This window comes from Roseateles sp. P5_E1, from assembly GCF_054049335.1.
Genome location: NZ_JBFUMN010000003.1, coordinates 263904 through 278771, shown reverse-complemented (window position 1 = coordinate 278771; position 14868 = coordinate 263904). Strand labels below are relative to the sequence as shown.

The following is a 14868-nucleotide window of genomic DNA, read 5'->3' as shown; positions in this document are numbered from 1 at the left end:
AGGGCTGACAAAAAGTTCTCACTCCACCCGGACTTTTTCAAGGAGCCGCGCTCGGGCCGCCGGCAGAATCCGCGTCGCCCGGCGCCGCTGCGGCGCCCGATGTGGACATGAGCAACTCCTTGAAATTCCTTGTTGTAGACCCCCTTACCGGGGTTCAGACCTTTGCACGCCAGCTGCTGCAAAGCCGCGGCTTTGCCGCCGACAGCATCCTGTGCTGCGCCGACACCGAGGCGGCCCTGGCCCAGGGCCTGCTCTTCAAGCCGCATTTCCTGATCACCGATTGGTTTGCCAAGGCGCCACTGAGCGGCATCCAGCTCTACCAGCGCCTGCGTGAGGTGCAGCCATCGCTGCATCTGTCGTTGCTGAGTTTCGAGGTGACGCCCGAACACCAGTTCGAGGCCGAGGCGCACGGCGCCGACTTCCTGCTGAAGAAGCCCTTCACCGCCGAGCAGCTCAAGGCGGAGATGACTCGCTCACTCGAGGCGCTGGCCAAGCGCTCGCCCGGCCTGCATGGCCAGGTGCGCGAGGCGATGCGCGCGGCCAAGCCGGCGCCGCGGCCGGCGTTGCCCGTCATTGCGCCCCAGCCCGTCATCAAGCCGGGCGACAAGGTGCGCTTCAACGGCGCCGTTCACGTGGCCCAGTACGTCGTGCACCGCCACGGCGAGACCGTGGTGCAGCTCAAAGGTCAGAACGGCTTTGTGTCGCTCGAGAAGCTGCAACCCGCCTGACATCAAGTCCCCTCGCCCAGTCCCGCCCCGCTGAACGCGGGCGCGCCTGGTCGGTCCCCTGGGGGGGACGGCGATGCTCACGGCATCGAGCCGTGAGCACATCGCCCGACGGGCCGGCTAGGGAGCGGCCCGGCGCTCGGCCCGGGCAAGGCACGACTGCCGCAGCACTCAGATCACGACGATGAGGATCATCAGCAGCGGATAAGGCAGGGCCACCGTCGGGCGCAGCGCGCTCTTCAGGTATTGCGTCACCAGGCCCAAGCCGCGCGGCCGGCTGGCGAGCCAGTCGCTGTGCAACTGCATTGCCACCGCCCCCTCGCCCGACTTCAGCCCCGCCTCGACAACGAGCAGGCGATCGCCCAGCCGCCCCTGGAAGGTCTTCAGCACGCCCTCCTGCAGCCACAGCAGGGCCAGCAGCGCCAGGGCCAGGGTGTTGTCCGGCACCAGCACGGTGGCCGCAAACGCCACCAGCTTCACACCCAGGGCCAAGGCCTCGTAGCGCTCGTGCTGCGCCTGCAGGGCCAACCATTCCTGGTGCAAGGCGTTCACTTCGCCTCCAACAGTTCCCACCGCTCCATCAGCACCAGCAGCTCGGCATCGATGTCGGCGGCGCGGTCGGTCACCTCGGCGATGCGGGTCGCGCCCTGCGCGTACAGCTCGCTACCGGCGATCAACGCGTTCAGCTGCGTCTGCTCGGCCTCCAGCGCGGCGATCTGCTTGGGGATCTCGTCGAGCTCGCGCTGCTCCTTGTAGCTGAGCTTGCGCTTGGTCGCGACGACCAACGCGGGCTCGGGCGCGGGCGGCGGTGTCGGAGCAGCCRCGGCCTTGGGTGCGGCCTGCGCCTGCAAAGCTGCGGCGCGCTTGGATTGCAGCAGCCAATCCTGCACGCTGCCCTCGTACTCGCGCCAGCGCGCGTCGCCTTCATAGACGATGGTGGACGTGACGACGTTGTCCAGGAAACGCCGGTCGTGGCTGACGAGGAAGACAGTGCCGTCGTACTCCGCCAGCAGCTCCTCCAGCAGCTCCAGCGTCTCGATGTCGAGGTCGTTGGTGGGCTCGTCCAGCACCAGCACATTGGCGGGCCGTGCGAACAGGCGTGCCAGCAGCAGGCGGTTGCGCTCGCCACCGCTCAGCGTTCGCACCGGCGAGTTGGCGCGTGCCGGCGAAAACAGGAAGTCGCCGAGGTAGCTCTTGACGTGCTTCTTCTGGTTGCCGATCTCGATCCACTCCGAGCCCGGGCTGATGGTGTCGGCCAGCGTCGCGTCGAGGTTCAGCGTGTCGCGCATCTGGTCGAAGTAGGCGACGCTCAGCCGAGAGCCCAGCCGCACCGTGCCGCTGTCCGGCGCCAGCTCGCCGAGGATCATCTTCAGCAGCGTCGTCTTGCCGGCGCCGTTGGGGCCGATCAGGCCGACCTTGTCGCCGCGCAGGATGGTGGACGTGAAGCCGCGCACTATTGATCTGTCGCCGTAGCTCTTGGACACATCCTCCAGCTCCGCGACGATCTTGCCGCTGGCGCCACCGGTGTCAATGTCCAGCCTGACCTTGCCCTGCACATCGCGCCGCGCCGCATGGGCCTGGCGCATCACTTCCAGGCGCTGAATGCGCGCGACGGAGCGCGTGCGGCGCGCCTCGACGCCCTTGCGGATCCAGACCTCCTCCTGAGCCAGAAGCTTGTCGAAGCGCGCGTTGAACAGCGCCTCGTTCTCCAGCTCATAGGCCTTGGCGGCCTGGAAGGCGGCGTAGTTGCCCGGGTAGCCGCGCAGCTGGCCGCGGTCCAGTTCGACGATGCGGTTGGCGACGTTGTCGAGGAAGGCGCGGTCGTGGGTGATCAGCAGCAGCGAGCCCTTGAAGTCGTTCAGCAGGCCTTCCAGCCAGGTGATGGCGTCCAGGTCCAGGTGGTTGGTGGGCTCGTCCAGCAGCAGCACGTCCGGTTGGGCGACGAGGGCCCGGCCCAGCGCGACGCGCTTCTTCAGGCCACCGGACAGCGTGCTCACCAGGCGCGAACCGTCCAGGCCCAGGCGGTGCAGGGTCTCCTCCACGCGCTGCTCCCAGTTCCAGGCGCCGATGTGCTCGATGCGCTCCTGCACCCAGGCCAGGTCATCGTTCTCATCATGGATCTCGTAGCGCTCGCGCAGCGCCTTGTGCTCGGCCACGCCCTCGCTGATGACGTCGAAGATGGTCGCGTCGCCGCGCAGCTCGGGCTCCTGCGGCACATAGACGTTGGTCAGGCCTTGCTGCTGCTGCAGCAGGCCGTCGTCGAGCTTCTCGAGGCCAGCCAGGATCTTCAGCAGCGAGGACTTGCCGGTGCCGTTGCGGCCGATGAGGCCGACGCGTTCGCCGACTTCGAGAGAAAAGCCAGCACCGTCGAGCAGGGCGACGTGGCCGAAAGCGAGGTGGGCGTTGGAGAGGGAGAGGACTGCCATCCCTCGATTGTCCCTCGGCGGTTCAAACGGCCCTCAGCGACGGCGTTGCCGACAGATGGCCCAGCACCTGCTCCATGACCGCCGGGTCGTTGAGCAGGCGGCGGTGGCCGAGGTTCTCGGTCACGTGCAGGCGGCCCGCCGCCAAGCCGGCCAGCAGGGTCTCGCTGCCGGTCAGTGGCGCCGTCAGATCGCCCCGGTCATGCACCAGCAGCGTCGGCTGGTTCACGCGCACGCCTAGCCAGCCGGGCTCGAAATGCCCCAGCGATGCGCCCTCGCTTTGCTCGATACGGCCGCGCATGCGCGCCGCCAGACCCTCGCCCGTGCCCATGGCCTGGGCGAACCAGCGCAGGAACTGCCAGGGCGGGGGCGCCAGCGCGATCAGCGCCGCCCGCCGCACCGGCAGGCCACGCGCCAATGCGTGGGACAGCGCCATCGCACCCAGGGAATGCGCGACGACCCCATCCCACGGCCCGAAGCGGGCCGTGACGGCGAACAGCGCCCTCACCCACTGCAGCAGGTTGCTGCGCCAGCCGCTGCTGCGGCCATGGGCCGGCAGGTCCAGCAGCACGGGCTCGAAGCCGGCCACCGCCAGCGTGTCGGCCAGCGGCCGCAGCTGCTGGGCATCGCCGGCCCAGCCATGGGTCAGCAGCACCTTGGGCCGGCCCGGTTCGCCATGTTCGATATCGCTGCGCTGCCAGACGCTGATGTGGCCACCTTCGAAGGGCAGTTGCCGCTCCACCCAGGGCCGCGGCACGTCCCGCGAACGGGCCAGCCATTTGGTCGGCATGGGCGTGAAGAACAGGCGCAGCGCCACGCGCGCGCCGAGGTCGGGCGACAGGCGATGCAGGCCACGCAACAGCGCCGCGATGCCGCGGGCGGTGGGCGAGGCGTAGAAGGCAGCGGCGGGGTTGTGGGAGGTGGTCACAGGGGCTCCATATTTCGCACGACCGTGCGACGAAAAGGCAAACGAAGAAGATCAGCGGGCAAAGGCGTCATCGATCAGGGAAGGCAGTCGTTCAGCAGGCGCTGCCAGGCACGCTCGGCGCGCTCACCGGCACGGGGGTCGCGCAGGAAGCGGGCGTCGTGCAGCAGGATGATGAAGATGGCGTCCATTTCGAACACCATCTGCTCGGCGTCGAGGTCGGCACGCAGATGGCCCGCTTCAACCGCCTGCAGCACGGTGCGCCGCAGCGTCGCGCGCCAGCGCAGCACGCCATCCAGCAGATGCTCGCGCACCGGGCCCTCGCGGTCGTCATACTCGAAGGCACCGGCCGTGTAGAGGCAGGTCTTGTGGCGGTCGACGTCGCTGGCCCAGGCCAGCCAGCGGCGCATGACGGCCTGCAGCCGCGGCAGGCCGCGGGCCTCGCTCATGGCGGGCACGAAGACGGTCTGTACGAAGCGCCTGTCGAATTCCAGCAGCACAGCCAGTTGCAGTTGCTCGCGCGAGCCCACGCGCGAAAACACGCCGCTCTTGGACAGGTCCAGCCGCTTGGCCACCTCACCGATGCTGATGCTCTCCAGCCCCTCGGTCACGGCCATGTCGAGTGCCGCGCCGACGATGGCGGCCAGCGTGATCTCGGCGCGTTCGCTGCGGGTTTCCATGCCCGCAATTTAGCACGACCGTGCGGGCCTCCGCTAGGGTGCCATGTGCGGGGTCTTCGCGTCCAGCACGGCTTCCGGCTCCTCGGCCTCGGCCGGCGTCTCGTTGTCCAGCACAGCCTGCAGTCGAAGCATGTCCAGGTCACCCGTCCACTTGCCCACCACCACCGTGGCGACGCCGTTGCCCACCAGGTTGGTCAGCGCCCGCGCCTCGGACATGAAGCGGTCGATGCCCAGGATCAGCGCCAGCCCCTCGACCGGCACATGGCCGACGGCCGACAGCGTGGCTGCCAGCACGATGAAGCCGCTGCCCGTCACGCCGGCCGCGCCCTTGGAGGTCAGCAGCAGCACGCCCAGCAGCGTCAGTTGCTGCATCAGAGTCATCGGCGTGTCGGTCGCCTGGGCGATGAAGACGGCCGCCATCGTCAGATAGATGGAGGTGCCGTCGAGGTTGAAGGAATAGCCGGTCGGGATGACGAGGCCGACGGTGGACTTGCGCACGCCGAGGTTCTCGAGCTTGGCCATCATGCGCGGCAGCACCGATTCGCTGGACGACGTGCCCAGCACGATGAACAGCTCTTCCTTGATGTACTTGATGAACTTCCAGACCGAGAAGCCATGCAGCCTGGCGATGGTGCCCAGCACGATGAAGATGAAGATCAGGCAGGTGGCGTAGAAGGCACCCATCAGCTTGGCCAGCGAGACCAGCGAGCCCAGCCCGTACTTGCCGATGGTGAAGGCCATCGCACCGAAGGCGCCAATGGGCGCAAGCTTCATGATCATGCCGACGATGGCGAACAGCACGTGCGAGGTCTTCTCGATGACGTCGAACACCAGCGTGCCACGCCCGCCGAAGCGGTGCAGCGCAAAGCCGAACAGCAGCGCGAACAGCAGCACCTGCAGCATCTCGCCCTTGGCGAAGGCGTCCACCACCGTGGTCGGGATGATGGCGAGCAGGAAGTCCACCGTGCCCTGCAGCTTGCCCGGGCCGGTGTAGGCGGCGATGCCCTTGGTGTCCAGCGTCTTGGGGTCCACATGCATGCCGTCGCCCGGCTGCAGCACGTTGACGATGATGAGGCCGACGATCAGCGCGATGGTGGACACGGCCTCGAAGTACAGCAGCGCATAGCCGCCGGTCTTGCCGACACGCTTCATGTCCTCCATGCCGGCGATGCCCACCACCACCGTGCAGAAGATGATGGGCGCGATGATCATCTTGATCAGCTTGATGAAGCCGTCGCCCAGCGGCTTGAGCGCCTCGCCCGTCTGTGGCCAGAAGTGGCCGATCAGCACGCCGATGAGGATGGCTGTGATGACCTGCAGGTACAGCGAACGGTAGAAAGGCTGGCGGCCGGTGGCAGCTTGCATGCGTGTCTCCATCAGTTCTTCGAGCGGAACTGGCTTCGGCGGCAGCTTAGGTGCGAAGGCCGGCGGCGGCGACTGTGGCTTCCCACAAGAATTGCAAAGCCGGCGCCCAACCCCCTAGAACAATTGGCTCGCGTGGTGGCGCAGGTGGTCGCCCATGAAGCTGGCGATGAAGTAGTAGCCATGGTCGTAGCCGGCATGGCGGCGCAGGGTCAAGGGTTGACCCTTGGCGGCGCAGGCGGCCTCGAAGGCTTCGGGGTGCAGTTGCTCGGCCAGGAATTTGTCGGCCAGGCCTTGGTCGATGAGGATGCCCTCCGGGTAAGGGGCGCTGGCCTGTGACTGCATCAACGCGCTGGCGTCGTGGGCAGCCCAGGCGGCCCGGTCCTCGCCGAGATAGCCACTGAAGGCTTTCTGGCCCCAGGGGCATTGCATGGGTGCGGCGATGGGCGCAAAGGCCGACAGTGACGCGAAGCGGCCGGGATGGCGCAACGCCAGAGTCAGCGCGCCATGGCCTCCCATGGAGTGACCGAACAGGCCGACGCGCGCGAGCCCGGTTTCGCGCTGCACCAGCGGCAGCAGCTCTCGCATCAGCCAGCTCTCCATGCGCCAGTGTTTGGCCCACGGCTCGCGCGTCGCATCGAGATAGAAGCCCGCGCCGACGCCGAAATCCCAGGCCTCGCTCTCGCCTGCCACGCCGGCACCGCGCGGGCTGGTGTCGGGCGTCAGCAGGGCCAGGCCCAGCTCGGCCGCCAGCGCCTGCGCGCCGGCCTTGATCGCAAAGGTCTCCTCGTTGCAGGTCAGGCCCGCAAGGAACACCAGCAGCGCCTTGGGCTGCGGCGGCAGGAAGAGCCCGAAGCGCATGGGCAGGCCGATCTCGGCCGAGTCGTGCTGGTGAAAGCGCTGAGTGCCGCCAAAGCAGCGGTGTTCACTGAGGATCTGCATGCCGCAAGTGTGGCCGCTCCGGCCGGCCTTCGTCCAAGTTCCAGATCGGTATCTGGCCGCAGGCGCTGTCGACCGGACAGCCGCCGGGCCGATACTGGCGTCATGCCCTCCACTGCCCAGACTGTTCGCGTCGGCCGGCTGGCCTTGCTTGTTGGCGGCGCGCTGCTGACGCTGATATCCACCACGCCGGCCGCATCGGCGGGATGCGGCGAAGTGACCATCAAGCACATCCAGGTGGCGAGCCAACGTCCGGCTTCCTGCATCGCCGTGCAACTGCAGCACGCGATCGTCTTGCTCGACAAGGCGCTGGTGGATGCCCATGCCAAGGGATTGGTCGCGGCTCACCCCGACGACGAGCACAGCTCGTGGTGGTCAGCCCGCCGAGCCGGCGCCCTGCTTCAGAACATGACGTCGCGCACCACATTGGATTCGTGTGCCCGCGTGGACGGCACGAGGAGCACGGGCGACTGGCTGCGCTACGTCGCGCTGCAGATCGACCAAGGCTGGGCTGCTGTCCAGCCTAGCGGATCAAACACCTTGGTCAGCACCGTCGCGGTCCGCGAACGGTCGATGGATTGCCCAAGTGGGAGTATCGGAGGCACCTCCACGCGCATGTATGGCATCCCGGGTGGCCACTGGTTCCTCCCCCTCCTGACGGGCATTTCCTGAGCCAACGCCAGCGACCCATCCATGCCTTCCTCGTTCCAGACCTACCTCGTTGGCGGCGCCGTGCGCGACCGCCTGCTCGGCTTAGCCGTGCAAGACCATGACTGGGTCGTCGTAGGCGCATCGCCGCAGGAGCTGCTGGCCGCCGGCTACCTGCCCGTCGGCAAGGACTTCCCCGTCTTCCTGCACCCCGACACGCGCGAGGAAGTGGCCCTGGCCCGCACCGAGCGCAAGACAGCCGCCGGCTATCACGGCTTCGCCTTCCATGCCGCGCCCGACGTGACGCTGGAGCAGGACCTGGCGCGCCGCGACCTGACGATCAACGCCATGGCCCAGGACGAGCAGGGCCGTCTCGTTGACCCCTACGACGGCCAGCGCGACATCCGCGACAAAGTGCTGCGCCATGTGTCGCCCGCCTTTGCCGAGGACCCGGTGCGCATCCTGCGCCTGGCCCGCTTTGCGGCGCGCTTTGCGGACTTCACGGTCGCGCCCGAGACCGTCGAGCTGATGCGCGCCATGGTCGCGGCCGGCGAGGTGGATGCGCTGGTGGCCGAACGTGTCTGGCAGGAGCTGTCGCGCGGGCTGATGGAGAACAAGCCGTCGCGCATGTTCGAGGTGCTGCGCCAGGCTGGTGCGTTAGCGCGGCTGCTGCCCGAAGTGGAGGCCCTGTTCGGCGTGCCGCAGCCCGAGGCCCACCATCCCGAGGTCGACACCGGCATCCATCTGCTGATGGTGCTGGACCAATGCGCCCGGCTGAAGGCGCCGCTGACCGTGCGCTACGCCTGCCTGTGCCACGACCTCGGCAAGGGCACGACGCGCAAGGAAGAGCTGCCGCGCCACATCGCCCATGAGAAGCGCAGCGAAGACTTGGCCCGCAAGGTCAGCGCGCGCTGGAAGGTGCCCACCGACTGCCGCGAACTGGCCGAGCTGGTCGCCCGCGAGCACACCCATGTGCACCAGAGCAGCGCCTTCAGCGCCGAGGCGCGGCTGCGCCTGCTGGAGCGCTGCGACGCCTGGCGCCGGCCCGAGCGTTTTGCCGAAATGCTGTGGGCCTGCGAATGCGACGCCCGCGGCCGCCTCGGGCTGGAGGACCGCGACTACCCGCAGCGCGAGCGCCTCGCTGCCGACCTGGCGGCGACGCTGAAGGTCGACCTCGCCGCCGCGAGCGCAGCGGCCATTGCGCGCGGCGCCAAGGGGCCGGACATCGGCCGCGCCGTGCAGCGCGCGCGGCTGGCGGCGCTCAATGCCAGCGTTAGTTAGGGCCCTGTGACGCCCAAGCCCGCCTCAGGGCTTTGCGTTGCTTCACCGGCGTGAAAGCGATCGCATGGCTAAAGTCAGTGGTTTTGCTCCCGGCGCCAGAGTCGGCGCCGGAGCGGGCCGTCGAGAAGCAAGTCGAACAGGACGCAATGATGAAGTTGGCATGGGGTAGCAGCGCTCGGCTGGGCATCTTGGTGGCACTGGGCATGGGGCTGGGCGGTTGCGGCCAGTCCAACAGCCAGACTGCGGCGGCCACGCCGCCCCCGCCCGAAGTGGGCGTCGTCACCGTCACGCCGGGCCGTGCCGACCTCGCCGCCGAACTGCCCGGTCGGCTGGAGGCCTTCCGCGTCGCCCAGGTGCGCGCCCGCGCCGCCGGCATCCTGAACAAGCGCCTCTTCACGGAGGGCAGCGACGTCAAGGCCGGCCAGGCCCTGTTCGAGATCGACGCCGCGCCCTACCGCGCCTCCCTCGCCAGCGCTCAGGCCACGCTCGCACGCGCCGAAGCCAATCTGCTGCAGGCCCAGTCGCTGGCCGACCGCTATGCACCGCTGRCCAAGACCCAGGCCGTCAGCCAGCAGGAAGCGCTGGGCGCCCAGGCCGCCGCTGGCCAGGCCAAGGCCGACGTGGCCGCCGGCAAGGCCGCCGTGCAGACAGCGCAGATCAACCTCGGCTATGCCGCCGTCACGTCGCCCATCTCGGGCCGCATCGGCCGCGCCCTGGTCACCGAAGGCGCACTGGTTGGCCAGGGCGAAGCGACGCCGCTGGCCATCGTGCAGCAGATCGACAAGCTCTATGTCAACTTCACGCAGTCGGCCGCCGAGGTGATGCGGCTGCGCCAGGCGCTGGCCGATGGCAAGCTGCAACGTGCGGGCGGCAAGGACGCCGCACGCGTGCAGGTGCTGCTCGAGGACGGCAGCGTCTACGCCGAGACCGGCAAGCTGCTGTTCTCCGACCTCAGCGTGGACGCCGCCACCGGCCAGATCACGCTGCGGGCCGAGCTGCCCAACCCCAAGGGCCTGCTGCTGCCTGGCCTGTATGTGCGCGTGCGCCTGGCCCAGGCCGAGGTCAGTGACGCCGTCTGGCTGCCGGCACAAGCGGTGGCGCGCGGCGCGACCGGCGAGACGGTGCTGGTGGTGGCCGACGACGGCAGCGTCAGCGCGCGGCCCGTCAAGCTGGGCCCGGCCCAGGGCGGCAACGCGCTGGTGCTGAGCGGCCTGAAGGCTGGCGAGAAGGTCATCGTGGACGGCCTGCAGAAGGCCAAGGCCGGCGGCAAGGCCCGCCCGGTGCCATGGTCGCCCGCGGGCTCGGCCCCGGCTGCAGCGCCTGCATCGGCCGCCTCGAAGGGCTGAACCTCACATGGCGCAGTTCTTCATCAACCGGCCCATCTTCGCGTGGGTCATCGCCCTGTTCATCACGGTCATCGGCATCGTCGCGGTCACGCAGCTGCCGATCGCGCAGTACCCGCCGGTGGCGCCGCCGTCCATCGTGCTGTCGGTCAGCTACCCCGGCGCCTCGGCACAGACGCTGGAGGACTCGGTAATCAGCGTCATCGAGCGCGAGATGAACGGCTCGCCCGGCCTGATCTACATGGAAGCCGTCGCCCAAGCCGACGGCACCGGCTCCATCACGATGAGCTTCGACCCGGCCACCAGCCCCGACCTGGCCCAGGTGGACGTGCAGAACCGCTACGCACGTGCCCAGCCGCGCCTGCCGCAGGCCGTCATCCAGCAGGGCGTGCGCGTCGACAAGGCCAACCCCAACTTCCTGCTCTTCATCATCCTGTCGAGCAGCAACCCGGCCTTCGACCCCATCGCGCTGGGCGACTACGCCTCGCGCACCGTACTGCCCGAGATCCAGCGCGTGCCCGGCGTGGGCCAGGGCCTGCTGTTCGGCACCGAGCGCGCCATGCGCATCTGGCTGGACCCGGCCAAGCTCGTGGGCTTCCGACTCGCGCCGGCCGACGTCAACGCGGCCATCCAGGCACAGAACGCCCAGGTCAGCTCCGGCTCCATCGGCGACCTGCCCAATGTGCCCGGCCAACCGGTCGCGGCCACGGTCGTCGTGCGCGGCCAGCTCACGAACGTGGAGCAGTTCGGCAACATCATCCTGCGCGCCAACGCCGACGGCTCCACCGTGCGGCTCAAGGACGTGGCCCGCATCGAGCTGGGCGCCGACAGCTACACCGGCCGCTCCACGCGACTGAACGGCAATCCCTCGGCCGGCGTGGGCGTGCAGCTCGCCCCTGCAGCCAATGCGCTGCAGACGGCCAAGCTCATCAAGCAGCGGCTCAAGCAGCTGGAGCCCTATTTCCCGGCGGGCGTGAAGGCCACCATCCCCTACGACAGCTCGCTGTTCATCGACATCTCCATCTCGCAGGTCGTCGAGACGCTGGTGGAGGCCGTGGCGCTGGTGTTCCTCGTGATGTTCCTGTTCCTGCAGAACATCCGCTACACCATCATCCCCACGCTGGTCGTGCCCATCGCGCTGCTGGGCAGCTTTGCCACGCTGCTGGCCCTGGGCTTCTCCATCAACGTGTTGACGATGTTCGGCATGGTGCTGGTGATCGGTATCGTGGTGGACGACGCCATCGTCGTGGTGGAGAACGTCGAGCGAGTCATGAGCGAAGAGGGGCTGTCCCCCCTCAAGGCCACGCGCAAGGCCATGGGGCAGATCTCCGGCGCCATCGTCGGCGTGACGGTGGTGCTGATCTCGGTGTTCGTGCCGCTGGCCTTCTTCTCGGGCTCTATCGGCAACATCTACCGCCAGTTCTCGGCGGTGATGGTCAGCTCCATCGCCTTCTCGGCCTTCCTTGCGCTGTCGCTGACGCCGGCGCTGTGCGCCACACTGCTCAAGCCCGTGGAGGCCGGCCACCACCTGGAGAAGCGCGGCTTCTTCGGCTGGTTCAACCGCGGCTTCACGCGCACGGCCAAGGGCTACGAGGGCTGGGTGTCCAAGTTCATCTACCGCGGCGCGCGCATGGCTGTGGTCTACGCGGCCGTCATCGCGGCGGCCGTGCTGGTGTTCCAGAAGCTGCCCACCTCCTTCGTGCCCAACGAGGACCAGGGCAACATCCTCGTCAACATCCAGCTGCCGCCGGGCGCCACCCAAGCCCGCACGCTGAATGTCGTGAAGCAGGTCGAGGACTACATGCTCAAGCAGCCCGAGGTGGAGAGCATGGTCGGCGTCGTCGGCTTCAGCTTCTCGGGCGCGGGGCAGAACGCAGGCCTGGCCTTCGTCACGCTCAAGCCCTGGGACGAGCGCCACGGCCCCGAGCACTCCGCGCAAGGCCTGGCCGCCCGCGCCTTCGGGGCGCTGAGCAAGGTGCGCGACGCCATCATCTTCCCGACCAGCCCGCCGCCCATTCGCGATCTGGGCCGCGCCAACGGCTTCGCCTTCCGCCTGCAGGACCGCAGCGGCCACACGCGCGCCGAACTGCTGGCCGCGCGCAACCAACTGCTGGGCGCCGCGGCCAAGAACCCGCTGCTGAACGCCGTGCGCCCCGACGGCCTGGAGGACGCCGCGCAGCTGGAGCTCAGCATCGACCGCGACCGTGCGCAGGCGCTGGGCGTGAACATTGGCGCCGTCAACGCGGTGCTGGGCACGTCGCTGGGGTCCACCTACGTGAACGACTTCCCCAACACCGGCCGCCTGCAGCGCGTCATCGTGCAGGCCGATGCGCCCGCGCGCATGCAGCCCGAGGACCTCGCCCGGCTCAACGTGCTCAACAACGCCGGCCAGCCGGTGCCTCTGAGCGCCTTCTCGACCAGCAAGTGGGTCACCGGCGCCATGCAGACCGTGCGCTACAACGGCTACTCGGCCATGCGCATCCTGGGCGAGCCGGCCAAGGGCGTGTCCACGGGCGTGGCCATCGCCGAGATGGAGAAGATCGCGGCCACCCTGCCCGACGGCTTCGGCTACGAGTGGACCGGCCAGTCGCGCGAGGAAAAGCTCTCGGGCTCCACGGCCTTCATCCTGTTCGGCTTCTCGCTGCTGGCCGTGTTCCTGTGCCTGGCCGCGCTGTAYGARAGCTGGAGCATCCCGCTCGCCGTCGTCCTCGTGGTGCCGCTGGGCGTGCTCGGCGTGGTGCTGGGCGCGACCTTCCGGGGGCTGGAGAATGACGTCTACTTCAAGGTCGGCATGATCACCATCATCGGCCTGTCGGCCAAGAACGCGGTGCTGATCATCGAGTTCGCCAAGGACCTGCAGGCCCACGGCAAGAGCGTGTTCGACGCGGTGCGCGAAGCGGCCCACCTGCGCTTTCGCCCCATCATCATGACCTCGCTGGCCTTCATGCTGGGCGTGCTGCCGCTGGTGCTCGCCAGCGGCGCGGGCTCGGCCAGCCAGCGTGCCATCGGCACCGGCGTGCTGGGCGGCATGTTGACGGCCACGGCGCTGGCCGTGTTCTTCGTGCCGGTGTTCTTCGTCGTCGTGCGCCGCTTCTTCCCGGGCAGCGAACGGCAGCGCAAGCGCGATGCCCACGAGGCGGAAGACGACACGGGAGGCCAGGCATGAAGACGTCTCTCTCGCTGATCGCCCTCGCGGCGCTGCTGGCCGCCTGCGCCGGCCCCGAGCCCAAGCGCCCGGTTGCCTCGGAAGCCGCGGCCGCAGCCGTGCCGCAAGCCTTTCCGCAAGCCGGTGGCCCTGGCGCGACGGCCGCCACCGAGTTGCCCTGGGCCCAGGCCTTCAAGGGCGCGCGGCTGCAAAAGCTGATCCCGCTGGCCCTGGCCAACAACCGCGACCTGCGCGTCGCGGTGCTCAACATCGAGAGCGCCCGCGCCACCGCTTCGGCGCGCGATGCCGACCTCTGGCCCACCGTCAACGCCGGCATCAGCGGCTCGCGCACGCCGACGGCGGCTGGCGGCATCAACAGCGTCTACCAGGCCGGCCTGCAGGTCTCGGCCTATGAGCTGGACCTGTTCGGCCGCCTGCGTGGCCTGAGCGCCGCGGCCGCCGCACAGGTGCTGGCGGCGCAGTCCAACCAGCAGGCGGTGCGCACGGCGCTGGTGGCGAGCATCGCCAATACCGAGATCGCGCTGCAGGCCGACGAGGCCCTGCTCAAGATCACGCGCGACGCCCTCGCCACGCGCGAGCAGTCGCTGTCGCTGACCCGCCAGCGCTTCGAAGGCGGCGTGTCAGGCGAGCTGGACCTGCGCTCGGCCGAGTCCTCCTGGCAGGCGGCCCGCGCCGTGCTGGCCCAGGCCCAACGCCAGCGCGCGCTGGACGAGAACGCGCTGGCCCTGCTGATCGGCGGCCCGCTGCCGGCCGACCTGCCCGCGCCCACCGGCGCCCTGGCGGACTTCGAGCCCCTGGCCGAGTTGCCCGCCGGGGTGCCCAGCGAGGTGCTGACACGCCGGCCCGACATCCGCCAGGCCGAGTTCCAGCTCGGCGCAACGGACGCCAACATCGATGYCGCCCGCGCCGCCTTCTGGCCGCGCATCACGCTGACCGGCAGCGTCGGCACGGCCAGCGGCCATCTGTCCGACCTGTTCAAGAACTCGGCCTGGAGCTTTGCGCCGCAGCTGATCCAKCCCCTCTTCGACGCCGGCCGCAACCGCGCCAACCTGGCCGGAGCACGTGCGTCGCGGGACATTGCGCTGGCCCAGTACGAGAAGGCCATCCAGACCGCCTTTCGCGAGGTCGCCGACAGCCTCGCGGGCCGCGCCACGCTGGCCGAACAGCGCGCCGCACTGGCTGCCCAGGTGGAAGCCGAGACTCGCCGCCTGAACGCGGCCGAGCAGCGCTACACGGCCGGTGTCTCCAGCGCCCTGGACCGGTTGGACGCACAGCGCTCGCTGTTCGCGGCCCAGCAGACCCTGGTGCAGGTGCAAAGCCAGCGCGCGCAGAACCTGGTGGCGCTGTACCGTGCCTTGGGCGGCGGAGGCTGACCC

12 protein-coding genes are annotated in these 14868 nt (G+C 69.1%); 6 read left to right on the top strand and 6 right to left on the bottom strand.

Annotation, left to right across the window (positions count from 1 at the left end; translation table 11 throughout):
• Positions 1-107 precede the first annotated feature (107 nt).
• Positions 108-728, top strand: a complete 621-nt coding sequence (locus ACXJKJ_RS05505; RefSeq protein ID WP_457322890.1) for a response regulator — start codon at positions 108-110, stop codon at positions 726-728.
• A gap of 168 nt (positions 729-896) precedes the next feature.
• Here the strand turns inward: ACXJKJ_RS05505 and ACXJKJ_RS05500 are convergent, their stop codons facing one another.
• The 6 genes from ACXJKJ_RS05500 to fghA form a co-directional block, all read right to left on the bottom strand.
• Positions 897-1277: a hypothetical protein gene (locus ACXJKJ_RS05500; protein ID WP_056205581.1), complete on the bottom strand. Its 381-nt coding sequence runs from the start codon at positions 1275-1277 to the stop codon at positions 897-899.
• Entirely contained in the window at positions 1274-3151 is a 1878-nt protein-coding gene (locus ACXJKJ_RS05495) for an ATP-binding cassette domain-containing protein (RefSeq protein WP_457389397.1), read from the bottom strand. Before ACXJKJ_RS05495 ends, ACXJKJ_RS05500 begins: the two co-directional genes overlap by 4 nt.
• 22 nt (positions 3152-3173) lie before the next feature.
• On the bottom strand, positions 3174-4076 hold the full coding sequence (locus tag ACXJKJ_RS05490; RefSeq protein WP_056205586.1) for an alpha/beta fold hydrolase: 903 nt from the start codon (positions 4074-4076) through the stop codon (positions 3174-3176).
• Positions 4077-4150: 74 nt separating this feature from the next.
• Complete coding sequence (locus ACXJKJ_RS05485; protein WP_457389395.1) at positions 4151-4753, bottom strand: TetR/AcrR family transcriptional regulator; 603 nt, start codon at positions 4751-4753, stop codon at positions 4151-4153.
• Between the two features lie 33 nt (positions 4754-4786).
• The gene (locus ACXJKJ_RS05480) at positions 4787-6118 is read right to left on the bottom strand and encodes a dicarboxylate/amino acid:cation symporter (RefSeq protein WP_457389394.1); all 1332 of its coding nucleotides are present in this window, start codon (positions 6116-6118) and stop codon (positions 4787-4789) included.
• A gap of 114 nt (positions 6119-6232) precedes the next feature.
• Positions 6233-7057, bottom strand: coding sequence for an S-formylglutathione hydrolase (gene fghA, locus ACXJKJ_RS05475; RefSeq protein WP_457389393.1), 825 nt, complete (start codon positions 7055-7057; stop codon positions 6233-6235).
• Positions 7058-7159: 102 nt separating this feature from the next.
• Here fghA and ACXJKJ_RS05470 point away from each other — a divergent pair, with 102 nt between their 5' ends.
• From ACXJKJ_RS05470 to ACXJKJ_RS05450, 5 genes are all read left to right on the top strand, one after another.
• Positions 7160-7726 carry a hypothetical protein gene (locus ACXJKJ_RS05470; protein WP_457389392.1) on the top strand — a complete coding sequence of 189 codons (567 nt, stop codon included), beginning with the start codon at positions 7160-7162 and terminating at the stop codon, positions 7724-7726.
• Between the two features lie 21 nt (positions 7727-7747).
• On the top strand, positions 7748-8983 hold the full coding sequence (locus tag ACXJKJ_RS05465) for a multifunctional CCA addition/repair protein (protein WP_457389391.1): 1236 nt from the start codon (positions 7748-7750) through the stop codon (positions 8981-8983).
• A 149-nt stretch (positions 8984-9132) separates the two neighbouring features.
• Positions 9133-10329, top strand: coding sequence for an efflux RND transporter periplasmic adaptor subunit (locus ACXJKJ_RS05460; RefSeq protein WP_457389390.1), 1197 nt, complete (start codon positions 9133-9135; stop codon positions 10327-10329).
• 7 nt (positions 10330-10336) lie between these two features.
• Entirely contained in the window at positions 10337-13492 is a 3156-nt protein-coding gene (locus ACXJKJ_RS05455) for an efflux RND transporter permease subunit (RefSeq protein ID WP_457389389.1), read from the top strand.
• Positions 13489-14865, top strand: a complete 1377-nt coding sequence (locus tag ACXJKJ_RS05450; RefSeq protein ID WP_457389388.1) for an efflux transporter outer membrane subunit — start codon at positions 13489-13491, stop codon at positions 14863-14865. The genes ACXJKJ_RS05455 and ACXJKJ_RS05450 overlap by 4 nt, the downstream gene beginning before the upstream one ends.
• The last annotated feature ends 3 nt before the right edge of the window (positions 14866-14868 follow it).

Bases quoted from the DNA above. Each gene is read 5' to 3' on its own strand.
- ACXJKJ_RS05505 (WP_457322890.1), top strand. From the start codon at position 108: ATGAGCAACTCCTTGAAATTCCTTGTTGTAGACCCCCTTACCGGGGTT.
- ACXJKJ_RS05485 (WP_457389395.1), bottom strand. From the start codon at position 4,753: ATGGAAACCCGCAGCGAACGCGCCGAGATCACGCTGGCCGCCATCGTC.
- ACXJKJ_RS05480 (WP_457389394.1), bottom strand. From the start codon at position 6,118: ATGCAAGCTGCCACCGGCCGCCAGCCTTTCTACCGTTCGCTGTACCTG.
- fghA (WP_457389393.1), bottom strand. From the start codon at position 7,057: ATGCAGATCCTCAGTGAACACCGCTGCTTTGGCGGCACTCAGCGCTTT.
- ACXJKJ_RS05470 (WP_457389392.1), top strand. From the start codon at position 7,160: ATGCCCTCCACTGCCCAGACTGTTCGCGTCGGCCGGCTGGCCTTGCTT.
- ACXJKJ_RS05465 (WP_457389391.1), top strand. From the start codon at position 7,748: ATGCCTTCCTCGTTCCAGACCTACCTCGTTGGCGGCGCCGTGCGCGAC.